We start from the raw sequence: 24,711 nt of genomic DNA on the forward strand, positions 1-24,711 counted from the left end.
AGGAGAATACAATGAGTAGGTGTGGTAGGGCAGATGCCCATAACGTTAGCGGGTTGTTTGAAAAGGTTCTGGTGATAGTCACCTTTTGCCTTTTTGCTCTTACCTTTGATGATGTTTAGTTGGCGATAAACTCTAACAATCTACTTTAAGCTATGTACCGCACCGTTAAGCTCGATATTCTTATCTTAAAGTTTACGCATGTTGTTTTTACAAACTTTGCAGCAACAATATTTAGAATCTTGTGCTCTTCAGTGTTATCAAACAACAGCTTATTACCAACAATGTATCATCAACAGCAAAACAACGTCGCTTCACAGTGCCAAACTATCGCTTAACATTGTGCACATTGTATTTTCTTGTTCCCTTCGCAGGTACTAGCCTGATCAGGTTCTACGGATCCCACTTTCGCGGTCTCAGCTTACTGGGTTGCCAGTGAAGCACTCCGACAAGTTGCTTAAGTCAACTCGGGTTGTTGTTTAAATAACCCGAGTTGAGAATTCCTTTTTACTATATCTTCAATTTTACGGTTAATACAAGTACAACCAGAAAGCTAAACGAATATTCATTTAGCTGGCTAGCTGCTGACCTTCCTTGTAAAGCTGAAGGGCTGTGGCAGTGTCATGCTTGCGTTCGCTAATTGCAGACAGCAGCAACAAATCTTCTTTGCGCGATTTCATTTTAGTGGCTTTAAGCAGCGCTTTTTCCGCCAACACATCATCGCCTGAGTTGAACGCAACCTGACCTAGTGTGGAATACAGCGAAACATTATCTTCATCTTGCTTTATCCAGCTTTCAAGCAGTCGTAGCGATGGCGATGCATCAGGAATATTAAGTTGCGTGAACAGCGGAAACAGGGCGCTATTCGGGCCACGTTTTTGCCATTCAACTAGCAAGTTCTGTGCGTCGGCATGCATACCTTGGTCAAGCAACTGTTGAATGTAAGCCGCGCGGTAAGCATCGTCGTGACGAAGCTTGCGGGGTAGGGTTTCCCAATATGATTTAAGCTCGACAGCGCCTTGCTTACTGGCAATTTCCGCAAACTTACCTTTGGCAATACGCTGGCTCCATGCGGTGTAATCCGCTTTGGGCAATGCTTTACGCCAGCCTGACAAATTCTCCTGAAGTACTTGCCACTTACCTAACTTGGCAAGAATTTGCGCTTTCAACTGCACAACCTGCTTGTTCTCGCGCTCTTGCTCGTCAAGCTCGTTAAGTTTCTCTAATGCCGCATCGTATTTTTCTTCAACCATATCAATACGCGCGTGCATGACTGTTGCGGCTACTTTTGCTTTAGGAAAGTCAGTTGCCTGGACAAGGAAATAACGGGCTTTGGCTAAATCGTTATTGGCAAAAGCAATTTGCGCTGACGCCAAATAGTTAACGCCTTCGAAATCGCCGTTGGTGGTTTTGCTTAGCGCCTTCTGAGCCGTATCAAAATCACCAGCAGCCATTGCGTGTAAGCCGTCGTAAAACGCACGCTTGCGTTTGCGCTCACCTAAAGTGCCAAACCATTTATGTGAGCCTGTGATCAGGCTTAACGCCCACAATACAAGTCGAGATAGTACGTACCAGGCAATGACGGCACCTATCACTAAAATACAAAAGCTGATCACCGTCATTTCAACAGCGGTGTTACCTAGTGATATCAGTACGTAGCCCTTATCGCCTAACAACATCGGGCCAACAATGAGTGCAATAACGAATGCGGCTAATACCGCAAGGGCAATAGCTAACCATTTCATAGTGCACTTGCTCCTTGTCCGAACACCTGCTTAACGCGGCTATCCAGTAAACGCTCTAGCGGTTTTTGTGACGCTAGCTCTGTTGGGATAGGTCGCGAAATATCGGTAGCACTTAAATTTTGTAGTGCATCAACAAAGCCGGTTACCTGGCTCTTTTCAGTGTCAAATTTTTCCGTAATTAGGGTTTGCGCGTACTGCAGCGACTGGCTGTAAAGACCAGCATCGCCTTGAAGCGCGGCGGTTTGCGCATGCATAAGCTGTAGGCGAAGTTGTTCTTTTGCTAAAAACTGCGCTTCCAGTGAAAGCACTGGCTCAACCGGGCCTTCAATAGTTTTCACCGTAAGAAAATCGTTCACCAACGAACGCCACACTTTAGCAAGGTTTTCCTGCCAGTCGTCAGTAGACTCAGACAACGTAGTGTCTTCTGCATTGGCGTCTTGGGGTTTTTCAAAGGTATCAAGTGGTAGCTTATCTATTTGCGCTATCATGCCTGTAAGCGCAAGGGCTACGGAACTTTGTGATACAGGGTTAAGTTGTTGAAGTGTTTGAATGTCTTCAGCGAGTGTTGCACGAACAGGCAGTACCGACGGGTCGGCCAGCGATTTTAATCGCTTATCTGCGTTAACTAGCAGCAAAATTGCTGTGCGTACGTCGTTTTCTAACCAAAGCTTTCTGCCTGCCATGCGAACCAAGTAATCAGCTTCAGCAATAAGCCAGTCGGCCGGTCGGCGACCTTCCATATTATTAAGTTGCTCAAGGGTAGACTCTGACTGTAGCGTTAGCTTCTCATTTTGTGCTTTTAGGTCGGCGACCGTACTCTCTAGCGCCTGGTTGGTGCGCATGACTTTGTCGATAGACGCAACAATATCAGCGCGCTCGCGCTCTATTGCATTAAGCTGAGAGGCTGTAGTCTGCAGTGCAGACTCAGAACTTTTACTGGCTGATTGCTGTTGCATGTAATACCAGTAACCAGCGCCTGCCATTCCAAGCACCATAAGGAAAAGGATGATTACAACAAACCACAGTAGACCATTTCCCGACGATTTCTTTTCAGCAGCGCCTGACTGTGTTGAGTCACTGTGTGTGGCAGAAGATTCGATAACGTCTTTTTCAGCTTCCACTTTCACGAGTTCCTCTTTTTGTGGGCTACTTTCATTGTTGTTGGCCATTCAATACTCCCAGTTATCCTTTACCCAGGCGATGAGTGCCTGATCGGTGGCTCGCTGACAAACCGCGACCTCGTTGATACCTTGGCTAACGAGGCTTTTTGCAATTCGGTCGCTTACTGTTAACCATTTAATAGATTTAAGTGCAGTACCAAATTGCGCTATTAGTTGCAGTGCCATTGCTTCGCTTGTAGCGATAATGCCGCTAACTTCGTCCATTTTCCACCGTTTTGTGTAAACTGGGCGTGTAAGTTGCTCCCTTTTATAAACGCTAAAGCTATTTACTAAAATACCTTTTGCATCGAGTCCATTCGCTATGACGTCGCGACCACCTTCACCTTTAATAATAACGACATGCTGACAGTTTGCCTCATTAAGTTGATGCATTGCCAGTATACCTTCGGATGTATGGGCGTCGGGAATAGCGACCTGCGCCGATGAAAACGCTTGAAGCCCTGCTTGTAATTTTCGCGCAGTGGCATCGCCTACAGCAATCACTAACGGCAAATCACCCGCCGTATCACGTAAGCCTGAAACAACCGTATCTACTGCGTATACGCTGGTAACAACAATAGCGTTTACTGCGTTTGTCGCTAAAAATTCTGCAGCAGCCTTTCGTTCAGACGAGACATCAAGAATGTCAGACGTCGCTACGCCTACCGCATCGATGCCGGCTTTTTCAAAAGCCGACGCACTTGCTTTTAACTTTGGCAGTGGGCGTGTGAACAGCAACATGTATTCGAACTCTTATCCTTGTAAATTCAAAGCGTAAACCTGCACGCACTCGATGAAATATAACTTAGTTATAAAGCGCCTTTAAAATTTCTCCGGCACCTTGCTCAAGAAGTGATTCTGCAACTTCAACGCCGATATCAGTAGCTTTTTCTCGCGATGCCGTAGCAGAAGCAAAAAGCAATTCAGAGCCATCAGGTTGACCCACCATGCCGGTCAATGTGAGTACGTCACCATCCAGAGTTGCGAAACTGCCAATAGGCACCTGACAGCCGCCTTCTAACCTCTCATTCATGGCGCGCTCTGCGATAACACGCGTGTTGGTGTCTGAATGATTTAACGCTTGTAGCAAGCTAATAAGCTCTTCATCGTCGTTGCGACATTCAATACCAACCGCACCTTGTCCGACGGCAGGTAATGAAATATAAGCAGGCAACGACATGCGAATACGAGATTCCATTTCAAGGCGAATAAGCCCTGCACAAGCTAAGATAATGGCGTCGTAGTCACCCGCGTCAAGTTTGGCTAAGCGCGTGTTTACATTTCCGCGCAGGTCCTTAATAACAAGGTCAGGGCGGTACTTGCGAATCTGACATTGTCTGCGCAGGCTAGATGTACCTACAACTGCGCCCTGAGGCAGAGCATCTAAACTATCGTGATGATTTGAAACAAATGCGTCGAACGGGTTTTCTCGCTCACAAATAGCGTGAAGACCAAAGCCTTCTGGAAACTCTACCGGTACGTCTTTCATAGAATGCACGGCAATATCGGCACGACCTTCTAGCATGGCAATTTCGAGCTCTTTAATGAAAAGCCCTTTACCACCAATTTTGGCCAGAGGCGTGTCTAAGATTTTATCGCCCTGCGTATTCATGGGAACAAGCTCAACGGTCATTGAAGGATAATGCTCCAACAATTTCGCCTTCACATACTCAGCTTGCCAAAGCGCTAATGCACTTTTTCTAGTAGCAATTCGAACGGTGCGGGTAGTGTTGAGGTGACTCATGGCTATTCCAATCTATGTAAAAAAGAAACTAAAACGACGTATCACAAAACGTCATACGAGATACCTCGTAGTATACGCATTTTCTGTATTAATGTTTGAAATTAGACGCAGTTTTCTTCTTGGTTATTAGTAAACTTTCAGTCTATGCTGAAAGAGATATTCGATTAACTAGTTAAAAATCTGGAGAAAAGTCTTTGTATGGACAATTCGTCGCTGCGTCAATTGCTTAGAAATGCCCAACAAGATGAAGCTGAAACCAAACGTAGAAGATTAATCTTATATTTTATCTCTTATGTTGGTGGCACAATCATGGCATTCATGGCGTGGCTAAACATGGGTACCAATAATCCGTTACTGGTTGGAACGCTTGCAGGCTCGGCAGCATTTGTATACGCCAATGTCGCGTTATCTCACATGTTCCCTCGCTCGGATGTCTTTTATTACCTCGCTGGCTTGGTGGTAATGTTCACCATAGACGGCTTGGTTTATACCGGTGGCCTGAACAATACGGGGCTTTATTTTATTTTTCCGCTGCTTTTCACGCAGATTGTGGTAGTGCGATTTAAGCCAGCTATGGTGTATGTGGCGGTGACCATGGGTATCGCTATTTTTCTGCTATACAACCAAGACGGTATAGTCGCGAAGTACCCTGAAGAGCATGTTTCCCGCTTCCTCATCGCTACTATTTGTTTCATTTGTCTGGCGTTTATTGGCGAGAACTTCTGGCATCAAAGCAGAAGAGAAATGCTGCGTGAAAATTTAGAGCGCATGCGTCAGGCCAATACCGATCCACTTACCAAACTCCCTAATAGACGCTTTTTAGAAGCCGTATTTTTTGAACGTGCGATGCAAGCTCCTGGTGCTCACTTTCCTTTAAGCGCCGTGGTGGTGGATATCGACCATTTTAAGAAAATAAACGATACCTATGGCCACGACATTGGCGATGAAGTGCTGATACACATCACAGATTTGATGAAAGACGCCGTAAGAACAACTGATGTTGTAGCTAGAACGGGGGGAGAAGAGTTCTTGGTGCTGTTTCCCCACGCGACATTGAGTCAAGCCGTAAAATTAGCAGAAAAAATGCGAAAAGTTATTGAAGCTACGCCGTTTGTGGAAGGAGATATTAACCACCCGATAACAGCAAGCTTTGGCGTGGCAACGGCGTTAACCGATACCAATTTACACGCTTGTTTGAAACAGGCCGATGATAACCTTTACAAAGCTAAAAGCGCGGGTAGAAATCGAGTTGTGGAATGAGCCGTGGCCAGAAATATTCGTTCTCTGACCCAAAAAAAACACAAGGCTGACCCTAAAAAAATAGCTGGCAGCTACTGCTAAACCAGCTATTTTTCTCAATCCTATCGATAAGCGATTAGCCCAGTACTTTTTGAAGCCATGCGCTAATATCGTTAAGCTCTTGCATACATACATTGTGCTGCATTGCGTAGGTTTGCCATGTAGCATTAAACCCGTTTTCGCTTAATGTTTTAAATGCAGCATTACCCATAAATACAGGCACTACCTCATCTTGTTCACCGTGTGCCATCATTACAGGTGTTTCACGGTTGGTATCTTTTGCTTCGTTGCCAAGTAGCGATGGCTCACACATATAAGTGGAAAGTGCCAAGACACCAGCAAACTTTCTCGTATATCTAGGCGCTAAGTGCAGCGCAATAACACCGCCCTGTGAAAACCCTGCCAGTACAATGCGCTCACTAGGAATACCGCTTTCGATTTGCGCTTCAATAAGCGCTTCCACTTGCGCGGCAGATTCTTTCACACCTTCTAGATCTGCACGACTTTCAAAATCTAATGATTTTATGTCATACCAAGCGCGCATGCGCATACCGCCATTAATAGTAATAGGGCGTTCAGGCGCATGAGGGAAAAGAAATTTTACGGCCATTGATTCAGGCAATTTTAGCTCGGGCACAATAGGGGCGAAACCATGGCCTGAATCGCCAAGACCGTGTAGCCAGATAACGCAGGCATCAGGCGCAGTGGATGGATTTATCTCTACGCACGGCAGAAGTTGCTGAGTCATTCAATATTTCCTAGTTTTTGTTGTTGCTTTATCACCGATGCCTAATCCCTTTTCAACGGTAATATCTGTCTCACACAAAAATAATGGGGTCAGAGTCATTACTCTGACCCCATTATTTTTTACATTCAACGGCTGTGAACACTTAATCGCAGTTACGGCACAACCGCTTAATATGCTATCATTGCCACTTGAAATCACCACATTTTGACAGAATTTTAATATCCTATGGCTTCACTACTCGGCAACTTATTTATTCTTGCTGCTCCTTCGGGGGCAGGAAAATCAAGCCTTATAAAGGCGCTAATGGAAAAGTATGAAGGCAATACAGACACGCCTATGCAGGTATCTGTATCTCATACAACACGTCAACCTCGTCCTGGTGAAGTTGACGGTGTGCACTATCATTTTGTTAGCCGAGAGCAGTTTGAAGCATTGATTGAACAGGGTGTGTTTTTTGAATACGCAGAGGTATTTGGAAACTATTACGGCACATCCCGTGTGACGATTGAACAAACTTTGCACCGTGGTATTGACGTATTTTTAGATATCGATTGGCAGGGCGCGCGCCAAGTCAAAAAGCTTATGCCAGACACATGTGGTATTTTTATTCTGCCTCCATCACTTGATGTGCTTGAGCAGCGCTTAAATAACCGCGGTCAGGACAGCGATGAAGAGATAGCAGGGCGTATGGCGCAAGCCGTGGCTGAAATGTCTCATTTCAATGAATTTGACAGTGTGATTGTGAATGATGACTTTGCGACAGCGCTGAACGATCTGGAAGCTATCGTTACTGCACAGCGTCTGCGCACGGTAAAACAACAAATGCGACACCAAGTGCTATTGGACGAACTGCTCGGTAGCGCGTAAGCTTAACCCATAATGTCGCGTTTTGATTTAAGCACGCATGATCAGTAGGTAAGCACTACGATCTGACTGCTTCAATTTCAAACAAAACGCTAGGATCGCGGCGCGTAACTGTGTATACTACGCGGCCGTTTTTTGAATAACTTGCTCAACCTAATTTTCGGAGAAATACATGGCTCGCGTAACTGTAGAAGATGCCGTAGATAAAATTGGTAACCGCTTTGACCTAGTGCTTGTTGCTGCACGCCGTGCACGTCAAATTGCCACTGAAGGCAAAGATCCTATGGTTGACGTTCAAAACGATAAGCCAACTGTTACAGCGCTTCGTGAAATTGAAGAAGGTTTGGTAACGGCTGCTACGCTTGAACAAGCAGAACTTCAAGCTCAAGAACAGCAAGAACACGCTGAATTTGCATCAGTAGCAAACATTCTATCTGATCAGTAAAACCCACTTTTAAGGGCTTTTACGTCGTATTTAGCGCCAGTGCTTTGAAAAAAGCACTGGCGCTTTACTTTTGGCGTATTGGCTTATTGCACAATTAAACGTATTCTTAGCGTTGTAACGTTAGATAAGGGTCACGCTCCACTGTGTATTTGTTTGAAGGTTTAAAGCAGAAAGTTGTTGAGTACTTACCAACCGAACGCGTTCAGTTGGTTCAAGATGCTTTTGTTCTTGCTCAAGAGGCTCACGACGGCCAAATGCGCTCGAGTGGCGACCCGTACATCACACACCCTGTGGCAGTGGCTGGTATACTTGCCGATATGCACCTTGATCACGAAACGATCATGGCTGCACTTCTTCACGACGTTATTGAAGATACCCATTACAGCAAAGAAGACTTAGCTGAAGCTTTTGGTGATACCGTTGCAGAACTTGTAGAAGGTGTTAGTAAGCTAGATAAACTAGCGTTTAGCACCAAACAAGAAGCACAAGCCGAAAACTTCCGCAAAATGATGATGGCCATGGTGCAAGACATCAGGGTTATTCTTATCAAGCTTGCTGACCGCACGCATAACATGCGTACCTTAGGGTCGTTACGACCAGACAAGCGCCGTCGTATTGCGCTAGAAACACTCGAAATTTATGCGCCTATTGCCCACCGTCTGGGTATTCACGATATTAAAAACGAGCTTGAAGATTTAGGTTTTCAGGCGATGTACCCCATGCGTCACCGCGCGTTGAAGTCTGCTGTTAGACAAGCGCGAGGCAATCGTAAAGAGATAATCGAAAATATTCGCGAAGAGTTAAACACTCGTCTTGAAGCTTATAAGATTGAATCGAACGTATTAGGGCGCGAGAAGCACCTGTATTCCATTTACCGCAAAATGAAAAACAAAGAACTGATGTTCAACGAGGTAATGGACATTTATGCGTTTCGTATCGTGGTAGAGTCAGTAGACAGTTGCTACCGTGCGCTTGGTGCTATGCATGGGCTGTATAAGCCTATTGAGAATCGTTTTAAAGACTACATCGCTATTCCTCGTACCAACGGCTATCAGTCGTTGCATACCTCATTAATTGGCCCTCACGGTATTCCTGTGGAAATTCAAATTCGTACACAGGAAATGGACCAAATGGCAGATAAAGGGGTAGCGGCGCATTGGCTTTATAAAGAGCCTGGCGATAACGGCACCACCGCACAGCTTCGTGCGCGCAAGTGGATGCAGAGCTTGCTTGAACTTCAACAGTCGGCAAGTTCGTCGTTTGAGTTCATTGAGTCGGTGAAAACAGACCTGTTTCCTGATGAAATTTACGTGTTTACGCCAGATGGCCGTATTATCGAGTTACCAATGGGCGCCACCGCTGTCGATTTCGCTTATGCCGTACACTCTGATGTGGGTAACACCTGTGTAGGTGTGCGCGTAGAACGTCGAAACTTCAGTTTGAGTAAGCCACTTGAAAACGGTCAAACCGTGGAAATTATTACCTCGCCTAAAGCGAAGCCTAATGCGAACTGGCTAAACTTTGTGGTGAGCGCTCGCGCACGTACGCGCATTCGTCAGTACCTTCGTAAACAGCACTCTCAAGAAGCAGTGAACATGGGGAACCGTTTACTTCGTCACGCGCTAGGCAGCGTGAAATTAGACGATATTCCAAACGAAGATATTGAACGTGTGGTAGCAGAAACCAAACACGCCAATTTTGACGACTTGTTGGTGGATATAGGCCTAGGCAACGAATTAAGCGCAATAGTAGCGCGCCGTTTATTAGGTGAAAGCACAACAGACTTATCAGATAAGAAAGGTAATGTGGCTATTCGCGGAACGGAAGGTCTACTTGTTCACTATTCTCGTTGCTGTCACCCTATCCCTGATGATGAAATTGTGGCTGTATTAAGCCCAGGTCGCGGTATGACTATTCACCAAATTGGGTGCAATAACATTCGTAAACTTACCCGCGAAGAACCCCAGCGTGTGTTGCCCATGCAGTGGGACGATAACCCGCAGGGTGAATTTAAAGCGTCACTGCGTATAGAACTGATAAACCATCAGGGCACACTGGCAACTTTAACGAACACCATTTCAGGGTGTGATTCCAATATCATTGGTCTGCAAACTGAAGAAAAAGAGAGTAATATCTACTTTATTGACCTTGAACTTACCACACACAACCGTGTGCACTTGGCCCGTGTTATGAAGAAAATACGCACAATGCCAGAAGTTCAAAAAGTGTCTCGTCATAGTCAATCACGACACTAATTACTACAAATTTAGGAACCACTATGTCTAAGTCTATTATTCAGACCGATAAGGCACCTGCTGCTATTGGTACTTACAGCCAAGCAGTTAAAGCAGGCACTACCGTTTATCTTTCTGGTCAAATCCCTCTAGTTGCTGAAACCATGGAAATGGTGTCGGACGACTTTGAAGCGCAAGCCGTACAGGTATTTGAGAACATTAAAGCAGTGTGTGAAGCTGCAGGCGGCACCACCAACGACCTAGTGAAAGTTAACATTTTCCTTATCGACCTAGGTCACTTTGCGACGGTTAACGAAATAATGAGCCGTTACTTCACTAAGCCTTATCCAGCACGTGCTGCCGTTCAGGTAACAGCGCTGCCTAAAGGGGCACAAATTGAAATTGATGGTGTAATGGAACTGCCGGAGTAAGCCATGTCACCTGAGCGTTACCAGCGCATAAGACAAGTGCTGGAAAGAAGGCAAACCGACCTTACGGTTTGCCTTGAAAATGTGCACAAGCCGCATAATGTATCGGCTGTAGTGAGAACCTGTGATGCGGTAGGCATTCATCGCGTTCACACTGTGTGGGAAAAGAAATACCAGTTTCGTCGTGGTACGGCAATGGGCAGCCAGCAGTGGGTGCGCCAAACCAACCACGATAATATCAACGACGCGATGGCTGAACTAAAAGGTCAAGGCATGCAGGTGCTGGTAACCCACTTGTCTGATACCGCAGTCGATTTTCGCGATATTGATTACACCAAGCCAACGGCTATTTTGTTTGGACAAGAGAAGTACGGGGCAACCGACGAAGCCAAAGCAATGGCCGATCACGACATCGTTATTCCGATGATGGGTATGGTGCAGTCGCTCAATGTATCAGTAGCGGCAGCGTTAGTTTTATACGAAGCTCAGCGCCAGCGTACAATTGCCGGTATGTATAACACTCAGCAACTACCAGAAGAAGAGTGCCAGGCACTGGCCTTTCAAAATGGGTACCCTCGTCTGTATAAGCTTTGTCAGCGCAAAGGTTTGCCATTGCCGGCTATTAATGCATTAGGCGAAGTAGATGCCGACGATAGCTGGTGGAAAGAAATGCAAATCACTAAAGCGGAAGCAAACGCGCTCGAAGCCGACTAAGGCTTAACGTATTGGTTTCGCTTTTACTTTTGCCCTCACTTGCATAGTGGCCAGCGTGAAAAACTGGCCTAAAGCGTACTCGCCAACCCCTCAACAATCCTTTACACTTCTTTTCTTATAACACATTGAATAACACCAGTTTGTGTCTATTCAAAGGTTAAATAATTAATGTTTCAAAAGAAGGATGTCGCTTGATGCAAGCACTGGCCACTACACCCATTACTGCGCTTAAAGGCGTAGGCGCAAAGGTGGCAGAAAAGCTCAATAAAATAGGCTTGTTTACCCTTCAAGATATTCTGTTTCACCTCCCTCATCGCTACGAAGACAGAACCCGGATTTACAGCGTGGCAGAGTGCCGCCCATTTACCCATGTAAGTGTGCAGGGCGAGGTAATGAGCGCCGACATTCAATATGGCAAGAAGCGCATGCTGGTGGTCAAGCTTAGCGACGGTACTGGTACCATAACCTTACGCTTTTTCCACTTTGGTGCGGTGCAGCGTTCAATCATGACACCAGGCAACACGGTGCGCTGTTTTGGAGAAGTGCGTACTGGCAAGTGGGGCATTGAGATGATGCACCCAGAGTTTAAGCTTGTGGATGAAGACGCGCCACCATCAGAAGAATCACTTACGCCGGTTTACCCCACCACAGACGGGGTTAAGCAGCTAACCCTTCGCAATCTAACTGACCAAGCTTTACAGCTTTTAGATAAAGGAGCGCTTGCTGATTTACTGCCTGAAGGCATTTACGATAATCAAATAAGCCTGAATGAGGCCCTTCATCAGGTACACCGGCCGCCGCCTGATGTAGACGTTCACGAAATGGAAGAGGGGTTGCACCCCGCCCAGTATCGATTAATTCTTGAAGAGCTGCTGTCTCATCACCTTAGTGTGCTTAAAGTGCGAAAGCTATCAGACGCGCAGCCTGGCATTCCCATTAAGGTGAATCAGCCGCTTATCGATAAAATGCTTGCCCAATTACCATTTTCCCCCACAGGTGCTCAGGCTCGCGTAGTACAAGACATTCAAAAAGATATGCAGCATGCGCGACCCATGATGCGCTTGGTTCAAGGAGACGTTGGCTCTGGTAAAACCTTGGTTGCCGCACTGGCAGCGCTATCAGCCATTGGTGCAGGGCATCAGGTAGCGTTAATGGCACCTACAGAGCTGTTGGCAGAACAGCACGCCAATAACTTTCGTGGCTGGTTAGAACCTTTAGGTATTGAAGTAGGTTGGCTTGCTGGAAAGCTTAAAGGCAAAGCCCGCAATGAAGTATTAGCCCGCTTAGAAGCCGGTGATATTCAAATGTTGGTGGGTACCCATGCTATTTTCCAAGAAAGCGTGAACTACCAGCAATTAGCGCTAGTGATTGTAGATGAGCAGCATCGGTTTGGCGTGCATCAACGGTTAGCCCTTCGTGATAAAGGTGAGCAACAAGGCCGCTATCCTCACCAGCTGATCATGACGGCAACGCCTATTCCAAGAACGCTGGCCATGACGGCCTATGCCGATTTAGACACTTCGGTTATTGATGAATTGCCACCGGGCAGAACACCGGTACAAACTGTGGTGCTGCCGGATACACGCCGCGCTGATGTGATAGAACGAGTGCGTCAGGCCTGTAAAGAAAATGGTCGGCAAGCGTATTGGGTGTGTACGCTTATTGATGAGTCGGAAGTGTTGGAATGTCAGGCAGCAGAAGACGCTGCGATTACCCTGCGTACCGCGCTGCCAGACTTACACGTTGGCTTGGTACACGGGCGATTAAAACCCGCTGAAAAAGCGCAGGTTATGGCTGACTTTAAAGACGGAAAGCTGGATTTATTGGTCGCGACTACCGTTATTGAAGTAGGCGTAGATGTGCCCAATGCCAGTATCATGATTATTGAAAACCCTGAACGCTTGGGCCTAGCGCAACTTCACCAGCTTAGAGGGCGAGTAGGGCGTGGTGCGGTAGAAAGTCAGTGTGTACTTATGTACCAAAGCCCACTATCGAAAACCGCTACTCAGCGTCTTGGCGTATTGCGTGAGTCTAACGATGGGTTTTATATTGCCCAGCGAGACTTGGAAATTCGTGGTCCGGGTGAGTTTATGGGGACGAAACAAACCGGAATGGCCGAGCTTAAAATAGCAGATCTTGTGCGCGACGCCGCTCTTATTCCTAAGGTTCAGGAAATTGCCTATACCCTTTGGGACAAATATCCCTCTCACGCTCAAGCCATCATCAATAGGTGGATAGGGCATAAGGAGCAGTACGGTCATGCTTAATCGTGTGCCTTTAATTATTTGTGATGACGCCAATAGAGATGATACTGCCTTAATTGGTGCGATCAGCGAAAAGTGGGGTTTTCCTGTTGTCAGCAGTAGTGAAAAACCTACCGAAGGCCTGTATCTACAGGTACAAAACGGCGTGCTAGGCCTTGCCGACGCAGGCGAGAAAAAAGTGAACCCGGTAGAGGTTGATTTTGCATCGCCCGCTAGTTTGTATCGCAAGCAGCACGGCGGTGGGCGCAAAGAGCCCATTGTGAAAGCCATTGGCCTTAAAGGCAACGAAGCGTGGCACGTAGTGGATGCAACACCTGGGCTAGGTCGTGATGCCTTTGTTTTGGTAAGCGTTGGCTGCAAGGTCACAATGATAGAGCGCTCGCCAGTTGTTGCCGCTTTACTCGAAGATGGTATTCGCAGATTAGCGCTTAGTTTTCCAGAACTTGCAGCTAAAATGTCGCTTCAACATGGAAATAGTGCTGAGGTAATGCAATACTTCACTGGTGAGAATGTGAACGCTATTTACTTAGACCCCATGTTCCCACATAAAAAGAAGTCAGCCTTGGTGAAAAAGGAAATGCGGCTGTTTCAGCAACTGCTTGGTCATGATCCAGACGCAGATGCGCTGTTACCGCCAGCACTAAAGCTAGCCACGCACCGGGTAGTGGTTAAACGCCCAAACAGTGCAGACGTGCTGGCAGGAGAGAAACCCTCCATGGCAATAGAAAGTAAAAAACATAGATTTGATGTGTATTTGTGTCAAAAACCCTAGGAGAACAACATGATACAAGTTGGTAGCACCTTGCCCGAGGTGGATTTCGGTCTTTTAGTCAATGGAGAAGTGACAAACCCAGGCACTAATGAACTTTTCTCGGACAAGCGCGTTGTGTTGTTTGCAGTACCAGGGGCGTTTACGCCAACCTGTTCACAAGCTCATTTGCCGGGCTATGTGGCGCTTGCAGACAAAATTAAAGCCAAAGGCATAGATAGCATCATTTGCCTGTCTGTTAACGATGCGTTCGTTATGGATGCGTGGGGCAAAGCGAATAACGCTGAAGAAATTATTATGCTTGCTGATGGCAATGGTCATTTCACGAAGCAAATTGGCTTAGATATGAACACTAGCAACTTCGGTGGCTTGCGCTCACTGCGCTACTCTATGCTTGTAGAAGATGGTGAAGTGAAAAAGCTTAACGTTGAAGATCCAGGTCGTTTCGATGTAAGCGATGCGCAAAGCATGCTAGATAGCCTTTAAACCGGCAAGCACGGCATTAAAATATCAAGAAGCCCGCAACCACGGTTGCGGGCTTTTTTTATTTAGATGTTTGTGAATATTCGTTAATACCAGTCCGCATAGATAATTACCCGCGCCTCTGAGTGGGTAATTATCTATGTGGATTGGTATTCTTTACTTAGGCGTATACTTGGTTGCCATTTTCATTAAAATGTAACCTTTGTATGATCTGGCGCGCTATTAATTGCGTTGAATATCAACACGTTCAGTGCAGGTTAATGAACGTATGTGTAACATGCTTTAACGAAAATGCAGAGAAATTAAGAGGTAGCGCAGTGCGTTACGTAGCATGTAGCCTCGTTTAGTTACCTTTACTTGCTTAATGATAATAAGTATCATTTGCGCGAAAAGACAAATGTTTTAGGAATAATTATGACAACAACACTGAAAAAAATGAGTGCTTTGGTATTGGCATCTGCCGTCACTTTCTCAATGCTTTCTTCTCAGGCGCTTGCCAACGGTGCCATTGGTGATCACGTGAACAACCTTCATGCGCACATCGGTGAATACACAGAAGAGGTGCATTGGTTAGAAAGCAAATTTGGCAGTGTTGTTGACGCGTATGAAGCAAAAGATAAGTCGCTGAAAACCGATGCGCTTATTGAATATTGGGAAGAAGTCGATTTTCACTCTGCCATTGAAACCCAATACGTGCCTATTTACGCCTCTATCTGGCAGGGCATTTACGGTGTGAAAGTCGCTATCGACGAAGATAAGCCGGTTGCTGAAGTAAGAGTAGAGCAAGAGAAGCTAAATCATGCCTTGTGGCAGGCGTTAGGCGCAGTTAAACTTGCGTCCCAGTATCAAAAGAAAGGCTTGGTGAATAAGGTTCAAACCACTGAAAAAGAACCAACTACAGGCCCTGAAGTTATCGATGATATAAAAACACGTCTTGATCGTGTTGTTGCCAAGTACGCAGAACAGCTGCACGAAGTGGCGACTACGCTTGTTCACGACACCTACCTTCAGCGTTTTGAAGGTGTAGAAGGTGATTTAATTGCAAAAGACGCAGCCTTGGTTGAAGACTTAGAAAAAGACTTTAACGTAACGCTTCCGCAGGCCATCTCAAAAGATACTGGCGTTGATGCGGTTCGCAAAGTAGTAGAGTCGATGCAGACAAAACTCGATCGCGCTCGCGCACTGTTGGTTGAAGTTGAACAAAGTCGCAAAGACGTATTTTAAGGAAGGTGTATGCAACGTAGAACATTCTTACAAGGCTTAGCAGCAGCCGGTGCATTATCTGGCTTGCCGCTTAGTTTTGTTCACGCTATGACCCAAACTGGCAGTGTGTCGGTTGAGTCACTGCCTAAATTAGAAGGTGATCTCACCCTATATTTGGGGCGTGGCGAAGGCGGTTTGTACGAGAATGTTCTAAAGGCCATCGAAAAGCGCAATCCAAAGCTAAATCTTAAAATTAGACGCGGCGGGTCTGCAGCCTTGGCTAACACCATCGTTGCCGAAACCAAGGCGGGCGTTAAGCGCGCTGACCTATTCTGGGCAGTAGATACAGGCTCAATTGGCGTTGTCACTGATGCAGGTGCAGCAAAGCCGTTACCCGACGACTTGCGCGCGCAGCTTCGCGAAGATTTCCAATACCCGAGTTGGTCACCGGTAACAGGCCGCGTGCGTACACTGCCTTATAACACTGAACGCGTTAAACCGGAGCAAATCCCTGAAAGCGTGATGGCGCTAGCTGACAGCGATTTAAAGATTGGTTGGGCGCCAGCTTACTCGTCATTTCAGTCTTTCGTTACCGCCATGCGTATTTTGGAAGGCGACAAAGCCACTAAATCATGGCTTAAAGGCATTAATAAGCACGCTAAAAAGTATGCAGGCGAACTTGGCGTGGTTATGGGTGTTGAGCGCGGAGAAGTGGATATTGGCTTTGCAAATCACTATTACACACTTCGCCTTAAATCAGGTAAACCAAACGCAAACGTGGCGCTGGCCTACAGCAAAGGCGATGCAGGTTGCTTAGTTAATGCTTCTGGCATTGTGGCGCTAAGTGATGGTGACTTGCCGGTTAACTTTATTCGATATCTGCTGTCGCATGAAGTGCAGTCTTACCTTGCTCGCGAGGCTTACGAGATTCCACTGGTTCAAGGCGTTGAGCAGCCGCAAGGCTTAGCAAACTTAAGTACGCTGTCGCCACCTGAAATGGACCTTCGCAAGCTGGCCGATTTGCGTCCCACACTTAACCTTATGAGGGAAGTTGGCGTACTGTGACAAATTGGCCAAAGTCGTATCCACTGGCACTTCTTATCGCGCTGATGGCTTTATTGCCCGTCGGCGTTTTATTTTCTTTAGCTCAAGATAGTGCACAACTTTTTGATACTCATAATCTTCGTGTTTTAGGTAACACAGTTTCATTGGTTGTGCTTACCATTATTGGCTCGGTACTTATTGGTGTGCCGCTTGCCTTTTTAACCGCTTATGTGCAAATGCCGTTTAAGCGGTTTTGGCTTATTTTACTTGCCGCGCCATTAGCACTGCCAAGCTACATTGGTGCGTTTGCCATGTATTTTTCATTTGGCACGGGCGGCGAGATTGAAAACGTTCTAGGAATTAGCACACCCCCTATTAGCGGCCTGTGGGGCTCTGCGTTGGTAATGAGTCTTTACACTTATCCCTTTGTGATGATGACAACCCGTTCAAGCTTATTGAGTTTAGATGCAAGCCTAGTCAACGCTGCACGTACGTTAGGGCTAACATTAGGTGCAAGTTTATGGCGCGTGGTTTTACCACGTGTTGTGAATAGCGTCGCCGCAGGCGCTCTGCTTGCTGCACTGTACGCACTATCGGACTTTGGTACGCCGGCAATAATGGGCTTTGATACCTTCACGCGCGTAATTTTTGTTGAATACAATGCCTTTGGCTTGAGTCAGGCTGCAATGCTAAGCCTTCAGCTTATGGTTATTGTGGGGCTTATTTTATTTATTGAAAGCCGTATCAGCGGCGCTCAAGAGCGTCCGGGTAAGCATTTATCCTTGTTTCCTGTGCGCTGGCAGCGAAACTTAATGCTGCTGGCCACCTTGCCAGTGGTGATTATGGCTATTGTTCTTCCTCTGGCTATCTTTACGCTGTGGTTAGTGCGAGAAGGCACCGGTGGCTTTGAGTTAAGCTACGCGTGGAACTCTGCGCATGCGTCTTTCATTGCGGCCATTGTTGCTGTGCTGCTTGCCATCCCAGTTGCTCATGCCGCTATTGCCGGAAAAGCAGGGCGCTTTATGGAGCGCATCACGTATTTTGGCTTTGGCGTGCCAGGTATCGTTATGGGAACTGCCCTTGTATATGTCGGCTTACAACTACCCGCGCTGTATCAAACGCTGAGTTTGCTGGTAATGGCTTATGTGTTGCGCTTTATTCCACTTGCCGTGGGAAGTGTAAGAAGTACAGCTGAGAATATTGATTCTGGTTTGGTAAAAGCTGCCCGTGTACTTGGTGCGAGCCCCCGTGAAGCGTTCATGCGAATTACGCTGCCATTAACCCTTCGTGGTATGATAGCCGGCGCTGCGTTAGTGTTTTTAGAAGCTATGCGTGAGTTGCCAGCCACGCTTATGTTGGGCCCTACAGGTTTTGAAACCTTGGCTACCTACATGTGGCGCGTATATGAAGCGGGTTACTTTGGCCGTGCCGCCGTACCTGGGCTTTTACTTGTTTTATTATCATGTGTGGGACTAATTCTCATGCTGTCGGGCGAAAGAAAAGCCCAGTTTACCGTTACCGAGGATGGCCGTTCGTAATGCTTAGTGTTAATAATTTGTCCGTGAATTATGGGTCTACCCGCGTAGTCGACAAGTTAAATCTTGAGCTTGGACAAGACGAAATCCTTATGTTGGTAGGGCCAACCGGCTGTGGTAAAACCACTATCTTGCAGGCGTTGGCAGGGCTTATTCCTATCTCAGAAGGTTCTATGAGCCTTGGTAACTGGCAAAGTACAGCACGTAAACATGTGCCACCTGAAAAGCGTAACGTGGGTATGGTATTTCAAGATTTTGCGCTTTTTCCACACCTTACTGTTCAGCAGAACGTGTGCTTTCGTTTAAAAGACACCAAGCTTGCCGACCATTGGCTTAAATTACTAGGCTTAGATAACTTCCGCGATGCAAAGCCAGCTCGTCTCTCGGGTGGTCAGAAGCAGCGCGTTGCGCTGGCAAGAACTCTTGCTCACGAACCATCATTTGTATTGCTAGATGAGCCGCTTTCAAACCTTGATGCAGCACTAAAAGATAGCTTGCGCTGGGAAATACGTGACGCGCTTAAAAAGGCGGGTGTTCCCGCTATTTGGGTGACCCACGATCAGGAAGAGGCGCTCAGCGTAGGCGATAGAGTAGGCATTCTAAATAAAGGCGTACTGGAGCAACTAGACACACCGGAAGCCTGCTACTCTTCGCCAGCTAGCCGCTTTGTAGCGCGCTTTATGGGTGAGGCAAGTTTCCTAAGTGCAACCTTTGACAGTAGCGCAGCAAATGTCGACAGAACGGTAGTCACTGATATTGGCAAGGTGCCCGGAACACCGCTTCAAGGCGCTAATGGTAATGTAGACTTATTGGTGCGCCCTGACGATTTAAGCCTAGATGCTACCCTTAGTGAGACTAACTGTACGGTAGAGTGGGTACGTTATGAAGGCGAGAGTCGACTTTACGCGGTTATTTTAGACAGCGGCGACGAGCTTAAAGTACGTGTAAGTCACGAAAATGCTATTAAGCCGGGAACTCGCGCTTACGTGCAGCTAATCACCACACATCCACTCGCTGTATTTCCTCGGTCTTAGTAAAATCGAGCCTGATATATTTCGCGAGTAGCCCTCGAACTCCTTTACGCTGACGCTCAGACCGCTTGGACAAGTGTTGTTTGAATATAGTGTTTTAAGTCGCGTTCGCACATGGGTTTAGCGTAAAAGTAACCTTGCGCATAAAAGCAGCCCAGAGAGAGAAGCGTATCAACTTGAGACTGGGTTTCTACACCCTCAGCTAACACTTTGCATTCAAAGGTATCGGCAAGGGTTAAAGCAGAGGCGACGATAGCTCGGTGACCCCGGTTAGTGTCTATATCTGAAATAAAAGACTTATCGATTTTAATAGTATTAGCTTTTAGGTTATCTAAGTAGGCCAACGAGCTCATACCTGTCCCAAAATCATCTATCGCAATCTCTACTCCCAGGTCTCTTATATCACTTAGCGCGCTATTAATATGTGCGATGTTAATGCAGGTTTCGTTTTCAGTAAGCTCAATCTCGATGGCGCTCGGGGGCAGGTTAAATTCACGAAGTAGCTGTGAAATATAGGTAGCCAATGTCGGGTCGAGTAAATTGTAAGGAGACAAGTTAATAGCGATAGGGATGTTCATATTCTCTTTTCGCCAGTCACTGGCATGCTGCATGGCTGACTGAATAATGTAGCGACCGAAATCCTGAACTTTTCCAGAATGTTCGATTAAATCAATAAAATGATAAGGGCTTAATAAGCCAAGTGAAGGGTGTTGCCAACGACAGAGCCCTTCAACTCCAGTTATAGCGCCTGTCCGTATATCCACTTTAGGTTGAAAATGCAGGATAAGTTGTTTTTCTAGCATCGCATTATTAAGCTCTGCCCTTAACATAATGTCCCGTTCATTACTGATGCGATTTTGCACATCGTAAACTTCCCACCCACTGCGTTGTTTTTTAGCCTTATACATCGCGGTATCTGCACACGATAACAGCGACTCTAAATTGTCGGTATGCGAAGGGTAATGAGAAAAGCCGACGCTTGCCCCAGTGTTTACCTCTAGGCCATTTAAGGGAATGGTGGTATCACAGGCGTTGATAACCTTCTTGGCTAGCGCCTTACCTTCTTCAACGGAAAACCCCGGAGCCCATATGATAAATTCGTCGCCCCCAATACGAATTAACTCACACGGCTTATCTAGTATTGCTGATATACGGTACGACAAGGTAATTAACAGTTGGTCGCCAGCACTGTGACCAAATGCGTCGTTAACATCCTTGAATTTGTCTAAATCGATGGCGAAAAGGCAGGCTTGGTTGGAAGGGCCGCTGTCTTTATGTGTGTTTGCGAAGTGTGCTAACAACTCTTTCAGATAAAAGCTGTTAGGTAGCCCCGTTAACGAATCATGAGTTGCTAGGCGAGTTAGCGCTTCATTTATTTCATCTGCACGCTTGGCAATAATAGAAGATAAGGTTAACGCAAGCCAAACCGCTATCCAAAAAACAATAACAGTCGTTATGAATAATCGTTTAGCCACAGTATAGAGCGCTGCGTCAAGTAAAGCAGTCTCTCTCGCGTAAACAATAGTAGCGCCATTTTCTGATGCTACGTCCCACAAATAGCTTTTATCCCCCAGCGTGATCACTGGCTCATTTGTATTGCCTGCTAAATGCTCTCTACCGATGATAGCAACCAATTCTTTTACAAGTTGCTCATCGAAGTTATGGGTAATAGTGAATTGTTCTTCGGTTCGGCCAAGGTTTACAAAAGCCGCAGTCTCGCTTTCTGAAATGAGATTCTTGATTGCTTTAAGACGTTCCTCTTTCATTGGAACAGGATCACTAACCTCTCTTGCAATTAAAGAAAGAAGCAATTGCATACTTTTCATTTCCGCCTGCATGTTTACATCCGAAGTTAATCGATAAGAAACTGTGACATAAATTGCAGAAACGAGTATTGATACCGCTAAACATGCAAAAATCAATTTTGAACGAATAGCGGTTTTTTTAGGGAGAGACGGAGAGTGCTCCATTAAGCCTTGCTGCTCAATATTAGGTTCTCTCTTTCGTGCTTATCCCAGCGATTTGATAAACCGGGCACCATCCACTGAAAAGGGAAATAAGGTTTAAAACCCCAAAGATCCCTAACAGGACTTCAATAAATACGTCTTCAATAATATTGCCATTAAATAGCGCGAAGGCTGTAACTCCTATACCGATTGCCCCTCGTGTATATCGGTCTACGCTGCTCAAATTAGACTTTATAGCCATTAAAAACCCCTCATGTGGTGATTGGTTTAATAATAGCCGTTTTTTAATCAACTAAGTACTAAACTTTAGAGAGGTCTGTGTAGCAATATCTTCCATTAAATGTCAGTATTTTTTGAGGTTTAGTTGTCTAGGAAATGCGATAACGTATAATTCGCGGCCAATATTCTGATTGAGCTTCTAAGCTTTCTCAAACTAGGTAGACTGGAAGATTATGAACGTAATAAAACGCGATGTGCTTGTAATTGGAGCAGGAGCCGCAGGGCTTTTTTGCGCCGCGCAAGCAGGCAGTCGCGGGCGAAGTGTAGAAGTACTCGATCACGCTAAAAAAGTGGGGCGGAAAATTCTGATGTCTGGTGGTGGTCGTTGTAACTTTACCAACATGTACGCGGGCCCAGAAAATTTTTTATCGCAAAACCCTCATTTTTGTAAATCTGCACTTAGCCGCTATACCCAATGGGATTTTATTAGCCTGGTTGCAGAGCACGGCATTGCGTACCATGAAAAAACCTTAGGCCAGTTATTTTGCGATGACAGCGCGAAAGACATTGTCGATTTATTGCTTAACGAATGCAGTAAATCGGGCGTTACTATTACCACTCGCTGTGAGATTTTGAAGGTCGAAAAAATTGAAAGTGGGTACTCACTTACTACCACCAATGGAGAGTATGAATGTGAGTCTTTAGTGATTGCTACTGGCGGTTTAAGCATGCCGAAGCTGGGTGCGACTCCATTCGGTTATAAAATTGCGCAGCAATTTGGTCTAAACGTTCTGCCAACTCGAGCAGCATTGGTGCCGTTTACCTTACACGATAAAGACAAAGAAACCTTGGCTGAACTTAGCGGCATTGCTGTTGATGTATATGCCAGCTGTAACGACACCACATTCAAAGAGGCGATGTTGTTTACTCACCGAGGTTTAAGCGGGCCTGCCATGCTTCAAATTTCAAGCTATTGGGATGCTGGTGACACGCTTACTATTAATACGTTACCTAATGACGATGCCGCAGCGCTTCTACAAACTGCACGTACCGACACGCCCGATGCTTTACTTGCTACTTGCTTGAATAAAGTATTTCCCAAGCGCATGGTGCAGAGTTTTATTGATTATCACAACTGGCGCAACGTGCCGGTAAAACAGCTTTCTCACAGTGAATGCGACGCCATTGCGGGCACCCTAGAGAATTGGAAAATAAAGCCAAATGGCACGGAAGGGTATCGCACTGCCGAAGTTACATTGGGTGGCGTAGATACCAACGAGCTTTCATCTAAAACCATGATGGCAAAAAATGTCGAAGGGCTTTATTTCATTGGGGAAGTCGTAGACGTAACTGGCTGGTTGGGTGGCTTTAATTTCCAGTGGGCATGGAGCAGCGGCTGGGCAGCAGGGCAGGTGGTTTAGTTCAGCCCCCCACAACTCTTTATCAGCACAAGTGGTGATGCATCAGTGACGCATTACCTCTTCTTTTTAGCGTTAAAATAGTTTACTAAGCCGAAGGTCAATGCGCCTAGCACGAACATAATGACCATTAATAAAACCAGTGGAATCTGAAACTCGATGAAAAGCAGTTGCAGAGTAACGTCCTCGATATTCTGAAATAGAACCGCTCCAAGCAATGCGATGAGAGACAGGTAAATCGCTACCTTCGTTTTCATATAATCTCCTTACTTTTTCTATCAGACAATTCTTACTACGCGTAAGTCACAGTTTTTGCCGAAAAAAGTTTATTTTTCCTAACAACTACTATTCATTCTGACTTCTTACTGCAAAGGACAAGTACGCACTTACAAATACAGAAAACATGGTAGGCAACCTGCGTATCACGCAAGTTGTTGTATGAAGGATTACAGTGCCTTATCAGCGCTAGTGAGCTTAAGTTCACCATCAATATGAACATCTCGTTGCGGAAAGGCGACCACAATCCCCGCTTTTTCGAAGGCTTCACAGATAAGAAAGCGAAGGTCACTACGAGACTTACGCCGCTCCATCTCTGAGCTCGCATTTAGCCAATAGTACACCTCAAAATTAAGGGCATTGTCGCCAAAGTCGTCAAACATTACCGCGGGCGCCGGGGTTTTTAGAACACCGTCAAGTTTGCCTACGGCACTGTATATGAGTTGTTCCACTTCTCTTACCGAAGAGCCGTACGCAACCCCTACCTTTACCGAGGTTCGCGTTTCGGTATTCACCAGATTCCAGTTAATGACTGTATTTTCCAGCAGCTTGCTGTTAGGGACTAGCATATGCACCCCATCTACTCGACGAATACGCGTTGAGCGGGTATTAATGGCTTCTACTCGGCCTCGGGTATCATCTACTTCTAATGTGTCTCCAATGCGAATTGGCCGCTCCCACATCAAGATCCAGCCACTTATAAAGTTGTTTATTATATTTTGCGCACCGAAACCAACACCAATAGCTACTGCACCTGAAACAAAGGCGAAAGCAGTTAACGGGACATTCAAGATATCGAGGGTGGTTATCACTAACATGACCAGCACCAATATCTGCACAACGCGATTAATTAAGTGCACCGCGTCGGGTGTTACTCCATTTTTGATAAGCAAGCGTGGAATAATTTTAGAAATGAATTTAAGTAGCCATACCGCCACGATTAGCATTAACGGGATTAGGATCAGCATGCCAACCGTGAATTCACGAGACATAAACTCGAAGACAGGTCGGTTTACAAAAGCAATGAGATCGTTCATCGAGTCTCCTCAACGTTATAGTTTTGTACCAAGCTCAGCGGAATAAAATTATTCATTGTTTGAGGCTACAAGACTTTGTTCAAAACT

At 46.0% G+C, this 24,711-nt stretch carries 23 protein-coding genes and 1 riboswitch; of the genes, 14 read left to right on the top strand and 9 right to left on the bottom strand.

Annotation, left to right across the window (positions count from 1 at the left end; all coding sequences use genetic code 11):
• Nucleotides 1-343: 343 nt before the first annotated feature.
• Nucleotides 344-455: riboswitch (TPP riboswitch) on the bottom strand.
• 111 nt (nucleotides 456-566) lie between these two features.
• The 4 genes from BGK61_RS10705 to hemC form a co-directional block, all read right to left on the bottom strand.
• On the bottom strand, nucleotides 567-1,742 hold the full coding sequence (locus BGK61_RS10705) for a heme biosynthesis HemY N-terminal domain-containing protein (RefSeq protein WP_076012367.1): 1,176 nt from the start codon (nucleotides 1,740-1,742) through the stop codon (nucleotides 567-569).
• On the bottom strand, nucleotides 1,739-2,911 hold the full coding sequence (locus BGK61_RS10710) for a uroporphyrinogen-III C-methyltransferase (protein ID WP_076012366.1): 1,173 nt from the start codon (nucleotides 2,909-2,911) through the stop codon (nucleotides 1,739-1,741). The genes BGK61_RS10705 and BGK61_RS10710 overlap by 4 nt, the downstream gene beginning before the upstream one ends.
• Nucleotides 2,912-3,643, bottom strand: a complete 732-nt coding sequence (locus BGK61_RS10715; protein ID WP_076012365.1) for a uroporphyrinogen-III synthase — start codon at nucleotides 3,641-3,643, stop codon at nucleotides 2,912-2,914. It abuts the gene before it with no gap.
• A 64-nt stretch (nucleotides 3,644-3,707) separates the two neighbouring features.
• Nucleotides 3,708-4,646, bottom strand: a complete 939-nt coding sequence (gene hemC, locus BGK61_RS10720; RefSeq protein ID WP_076012364.1) for a hydroxymethylbilane synthase — start codon at nucleotides 4,644-4,646, stop codon at nucleotides 3,708-3,710.
• Between the two features lie 198 nt (nucleotides 4,647-4,844).
• Between hemC and BGK61_RS10725 the strand changes: the two genes are divergently transcribed.
• Nucleotides 4,845-5,906, top strand: coding sequence for a GGDEF domain-containing protein (locus tag BGK61_RS10725; protein ID WP_076012363.1), 1,062 nt, complete (start codon nucleotides 4,845-4,847; stop codon nucleotides 5,904-5,906).
• A gap of 115 nt (nucleotides 5,907-6,021) precedes the next feature.
• On the opposite strand, the gene BGK61_RS10730 is transcribed toward BGK61_RS10725, so the two are convergent.
• Complete coding sequence (locus BGK61_RS10730) at nucleotides 6,022-6,693, bottom strand: alpha/beta hydrolase (RefSeq protein ID WP_014996854.1); 672 nt, start codon at nucleotides 6,691-6,693, stop codon at nucleotides 6,022-6,024.
• A 225-nt stretch (nucleotides 6,694-6,918) separates the two neighbouring features.
• Between BGK61_RS10730 and gmk the strand changes: the two genes are divergently transcribed.
• The 12 genes from gmk to BGK61_RS10790 all read left to right on the top strand — a co-directional run bounded on the left by gmk (nucleotide 6,919) and on the right by BGK61_RS10790 (nucleotide 19,710).
• Nucleotides 6,919-7,560, top strand: a complete 642-nt coding sequence (gene gmk, locus BGK61_RS10735; RefSeq protein ID WP_076012362.1) for a guanylate kinase — start codon at nucleotides 6,919-6,921, stop codon at nucleotides 7,558-7,560.
• A 169-nt stretch (nucleotides 7,561-7,729) separates the two neighbouring features.
• Entirely contained in the window at nucleotides 7,730-8,002 is a 273-nt protein-coding gene (rpoZ, locus tag BGK61_RS10740) for a DNA-directed RNA polymerase subunit omega (RefSeq protein WP_014947805.1), read from the top strand.
• 143 nt (nucleotides 8,003-8,145) lie between these two features.
• A complete protein-coding gene (gene spoT / locus BGK61_RS10745; RefSeq protein WP_014996856.1) occupies nucleotides 8,146-10,257 on the top strand; it encodes a bifunctional GTP diphosphokinase/guanosine-3',5'-bis pyrophosphate 3'-pyrophosphohydrolase in 2,112 nt (703 codons plus the stop codon).
• A 23-nt stretch (nucleotides 10,258-10,280) separates the two neighbouring features.
• Entirely contained in the window at nucleotides 10,281-10,667 is a 387-nt protein-coding gene (locus BGK61_RS10750) for a RidA family protein (protein ID WP_014996857.1), read from the top strand.
• Between the two features lie 3 nt (nucleotides 10,668-10,670).
• Nucleotides 10,671-11,378, top strand: a complete 708-nt coding sequence (trmH, locus tag BGK61_RS10755) for a tRNA (guanosine(18)-2'-O)-methyltransferase TrmH (protein WP_076012361.1) — start codon at nucleotides 10,671-10,673, stop codon at nucleotides 11,376-11,378.
• 194 nt (nucleotides 11,379-11,572) lie between these two features.
• Nucleotides 11,573-13,645: an ATP-dependent DNA helicase RecG gene (gene recG, locus BGK61_RS10760; protein ID WP_076012360.1), complete on the top strand. Its 2,073-nt coding sequence runs from the start codon at nucleotides 11,573-11,575 to the stop codon at nucleotides 13,643-13,645.
• The gene (locus BGK61_RS10765) at nucleotides 13,638-14,414 is read left to right on the top strand and encodes a class I SAM-dependent methyltransferase (RefSeq protein ID WP_076012359.1); all 777 of its coding nucleotides are present in this window, start codon (nucleotides 13,638-13,640) and stop codon (nucleotides 14,412-14,414) included. Before recG ends, BGK61_RS10765 begins: the two co-directional genes overlap by 8 nt.
• 9 nt (nucleotides 14,415-14,423) lie before the next feature.
• Entirely contained in the window at nucleotides 14,424-14,897 is a 474-nt protein-coding gene (locus BGK61_RS10770; protein WP_014996861.1) for a peroxiredoxin, read from the top strand.
• Between the two features lie 411 nt (nucleotides 14,898-15,308).
• Nucleotides 15,309-16,118 (top strand): hypothetical protein, encoded by an 810-nt coding sequence (locus BGK61_RS10775; protein ID WP_076012358.1) that lies wholly within the window; start codon nucleotides 15,309-15,311, stop codon nucleotides 16,116-16,118.
• 9 nt (nucleotides 16,119-16,127) lie between these two features.
• Nucleotides 16,128-17,162, top strand: a complete 1,035-nt coding sequence (locus BGK61_RS10780; RefSeq protein ID WP_076026065.1) for an extracellular solute-binding protein — start codon at nucleotides 16,128-16,130, stop codon at nucleotides 17,160-17,162.
• Nucleotides 17,159-18,679 (top strand): ABC transporter permease, encoded by a 1,521-nt coding sequence (locus tag BGK61_RS10785; protein WP_083653882.1) that lies wholly within the window; start codon nucleotides 17,159-17,161, stop codon nucleotides 18,677-18,679. The genes BGK61_RS10780 and BGK61_RS10785 overlap by 4 nt, the downstream gene beginning before the upstream one ends.
• On the top strand, nucleotides 18,679-19,710 hold the full coding sequence (locus BGK61_RS10790; protein WP_076012066.1) for an ABC transporter ATP-binding protein: 1,032 nt from the start codon (nucleotides 18,679-18,681) through the stop codon (nucleotides 19,708-19,710). Before BGK61_RS10785 ends, BGK61_RS10790 begins: the two co-directional genes overlap by 1 nt.
• 56 nt (nucleotides 19,711-19,766) lie before the next feature.
• On the opposite strand, the gene BGK61_RS10795 is transcribed toward BGK61_RS10790, so the two are convergent.
• Together BGK61_RS10795 and BGK61_RS10800 are read right to left on the bottom strand one after the other, a co-directional pair.
• A complete protein-coding gene (locus BGK61_RS10795; protein WP_167369497.1) occupies nucleotides 19,767-21,533 on the bottom strand; it encodes a putative bifunctional diguanylate cyclase/phosphodiesterase in 1,767 nt (588 codons plus the stop codon).
• 163 nt (nucleotides 21,534-21,696) lie between these two features.
• Nucleotides 21,697-21,915: a YgaP family membrane protein gene (locus BGK61_RS10800; RefSeq protein WP_076012068.1), complete on the bottom strand. Its 219-nt coding sequence runs from the start codon at nucleotides 21,913-21,915 to the stop codon at nucleotides 21,697-21,699.
• Between the two features lie 211 nt (nucleotides 21,916-22,126).
• Between BGK61_RS10800 and BGK61_RS10805 the strand changes: the two genes are divergently transcribed.
• Entirely contained in the window at nucleotides 22,127-23,314 is a 1,188-nt protein-coding gene (locus BGK61_RS10805) for a BaiN/RdsA family NAD(P)/FAD-dependent oxidoreductase (RefSeq protein WP_076012069.1), read from the top strand.
• A gap of 53 nt (nucleotides 23,315-23,367) precedes the next feature.
• Here the strand turns inward: BGK61_RS10805 and BGK61_RS10810 are convergent, their stop codons facing one another.
• Together BGK61_RS10810 and BGK61_RS10815 are read right to left on the bottom strand one after the other, a co-directional pair.
• Nucleotides 23,368-23,568: a lipopolysaccharide assembly protein LapA domain-containing protein gene (locus tag BGK61_RS10810; RefSeq protein WP_014996869.1), complete on the bottom strand. Its 201-nt coding sequence runs from the start codon at nucleotides 23,566-23,568 to the stop codon at nucleotides 23,368-23,370.
• A 189-nt stretch (nucleotides 23,569-23,757) separates the two neighbouring features.
• The gene (locus BGK61_RS10815; RefSeq protein ID WP_014996870.1) at nucleotides 23,758-24,624 is read right to left on the bottom strand and encodes a mechanosensitive ion channel family protein; all 867 of its coding nucleotides are present in this window, start codon (nucleotides 24,622-24,624) and stop codon (nucleotides 23,758-23,760) included.
• Between the last annotated feature and the right edge of the window lie 87 nt (nucleotides 24,625-24,711).

The organism is Alteromonas abrolhosensis (genome assembly GCF_001953635.1).
GTDB classification, from domain to species: domain Bacteria; phylum Pseudomonadota; class Gammaproteobacteria; order Enterobacterales; family Alteromonadaceae; genus Alteromonas; species Alteromonas abrolhosensis.

Bases quoted from the DNA above. Each gene is read 5' to 3' on its own strand.
- BGK61_RS10705 (WP_076012367.1), bottom strand. From the start codon at position 1,742: ATGAAATGGTTAGCTATTGCCCTTGCGGTATTAGCCGCATTCGTTATT.
- BGK61_RS10710 (WP_076012366.1), bottom strand. From the start codon at position 2,911: ATGGCCAACAACAATGAAAGTAGCCCACAAAAAGAGGAACTCGTGAAA.
- BGK61_RS10715 (WP_076012365.1), bottom strand. From the start codon at position 3,643: ATGTTGCTGTTCACACGCCCACTGCCAAAGTTAAAAGCAAGTGCGTCG.
- hemC (WP_076012364.1), bottom strand. From the start codon at position 4,646: ATGAGTCACCTCAACACTACCCGCACCGTTCGAATTGCTACTAGAAAA.
- BGK61_RS10725 (WP_076012363.1), top strand. From the start codon at position 4,845: ATGGACAATTCGTCGCTGCGTCAATTGCTTAGAAATGCCCAACAAGAT.
- BGK61_RS10730 (WP_014996854.1), bottom strand. From the start codon at position 6,693: ATGACTCAGCAACTTCTGCCGTGCGTAGAGATAAATCCATCCACTGCG.
- gmk (WP_076012362.1), top strand. From the start codon at position 6,919: ATGGCTTCACTACTCGGCAACTTATTTATTCTTGCTGCTCCTTCGGGG.
- rpoZ (WP_014947805.1), top strand. From the start codon at position 7,730: ATGGCTCGCGTAACTGTAGAAGATGCCGTAGATAAAATTGGTAACCGC.
- BGK61_RS10750 (WP_014996857.1), top strand. From the start codon at position 10,281: ATGTCTAAGTCTATTATTCAGACCGATAAGGCACCTGCTGCTATTGGT.
- trmH (WP_076012361.1), top strand. From the start codon at position 10,671: ATGTCACCTGAGCGTTACCAGCGCATAAGACAAGTGCTGGAAAGAAGG.
- recG (WP_076012360.1), top strand. From the start codon at position 11,573: ATGCAAGCACTGGCCACTACACCCATTACTGCGCTTAAAGGCGTAGGC.
- BGK61_RS10765 (WP_076012359.1), top strand. From the start codon at position 13,638: ATGCTTAATCGTGTGCCTTTAATTATTTGTGATGACGCCAATAGAGAT.
- BGK61_RS10770 (WP_014996861.1), top strand. From the start codon at position 14,424: ATGATACAAGTTGGTAGCACCTTGCCCGAGGTGGATTTCGGTCTTTTA.
- BGK61_RS10775 (WP_076012358.1), top strand. From the start codon at position 15,309: ATGACAACAACACTGAAAAAAATGAGTGCTTTGGTATTGGCATCTGCC.
- BGK61_RS10780 (WP_076026065.1), top strand. From the start codon at position 16,128: ATGCAACGTAGAACATTCTTACAAGGCTTAGCAGCAGCCGGTGCATTA.
- BGK61_RS10790 (WP_076012066.1), top strand. From the start codon at position 18,679: ATGCTTAGTGTTAATAATTTGTCCGTGAATTATGGGTCTACCCGCGTA.
- BGK61_RS10795 (WP_167369497.1), bottom strand. From the start codon at position 21,533: ATGAAAAGTATGCAATTGCTTCTTTCTTTAATTGCAAGAGAGGTTAGT.
- BGK61_RS10800 (WP_076012068.1), bottom strand. From the start codon at position 21,915: ATGGCTATAAAGTCTAATTTGAGCAGCGTAGACCGATATACACGAGGG.
- BGK61_RS10805 (WP_076012069.1), top strand. From the start codon at position 22,127: ATGAACGTAATAAAACGCGATGTGCTTGTAATTGGAGCAGGAGCCGCA.
- BGK61_RS10810 (WP_014996869.1), bottom strand. From the start codon at position 23,568: ATGAAAACGAAGGTAGCGATTTACCTGTCTCTCATCGCATTGCTTGGA.
- BGK61_RS10815 (WP_014996870.1), bottom strand. From the start codon at position 24,624: ATGAACGATCTCATTGCTTTTGTAAACCGACCTGTCTTCGAGTTTATG.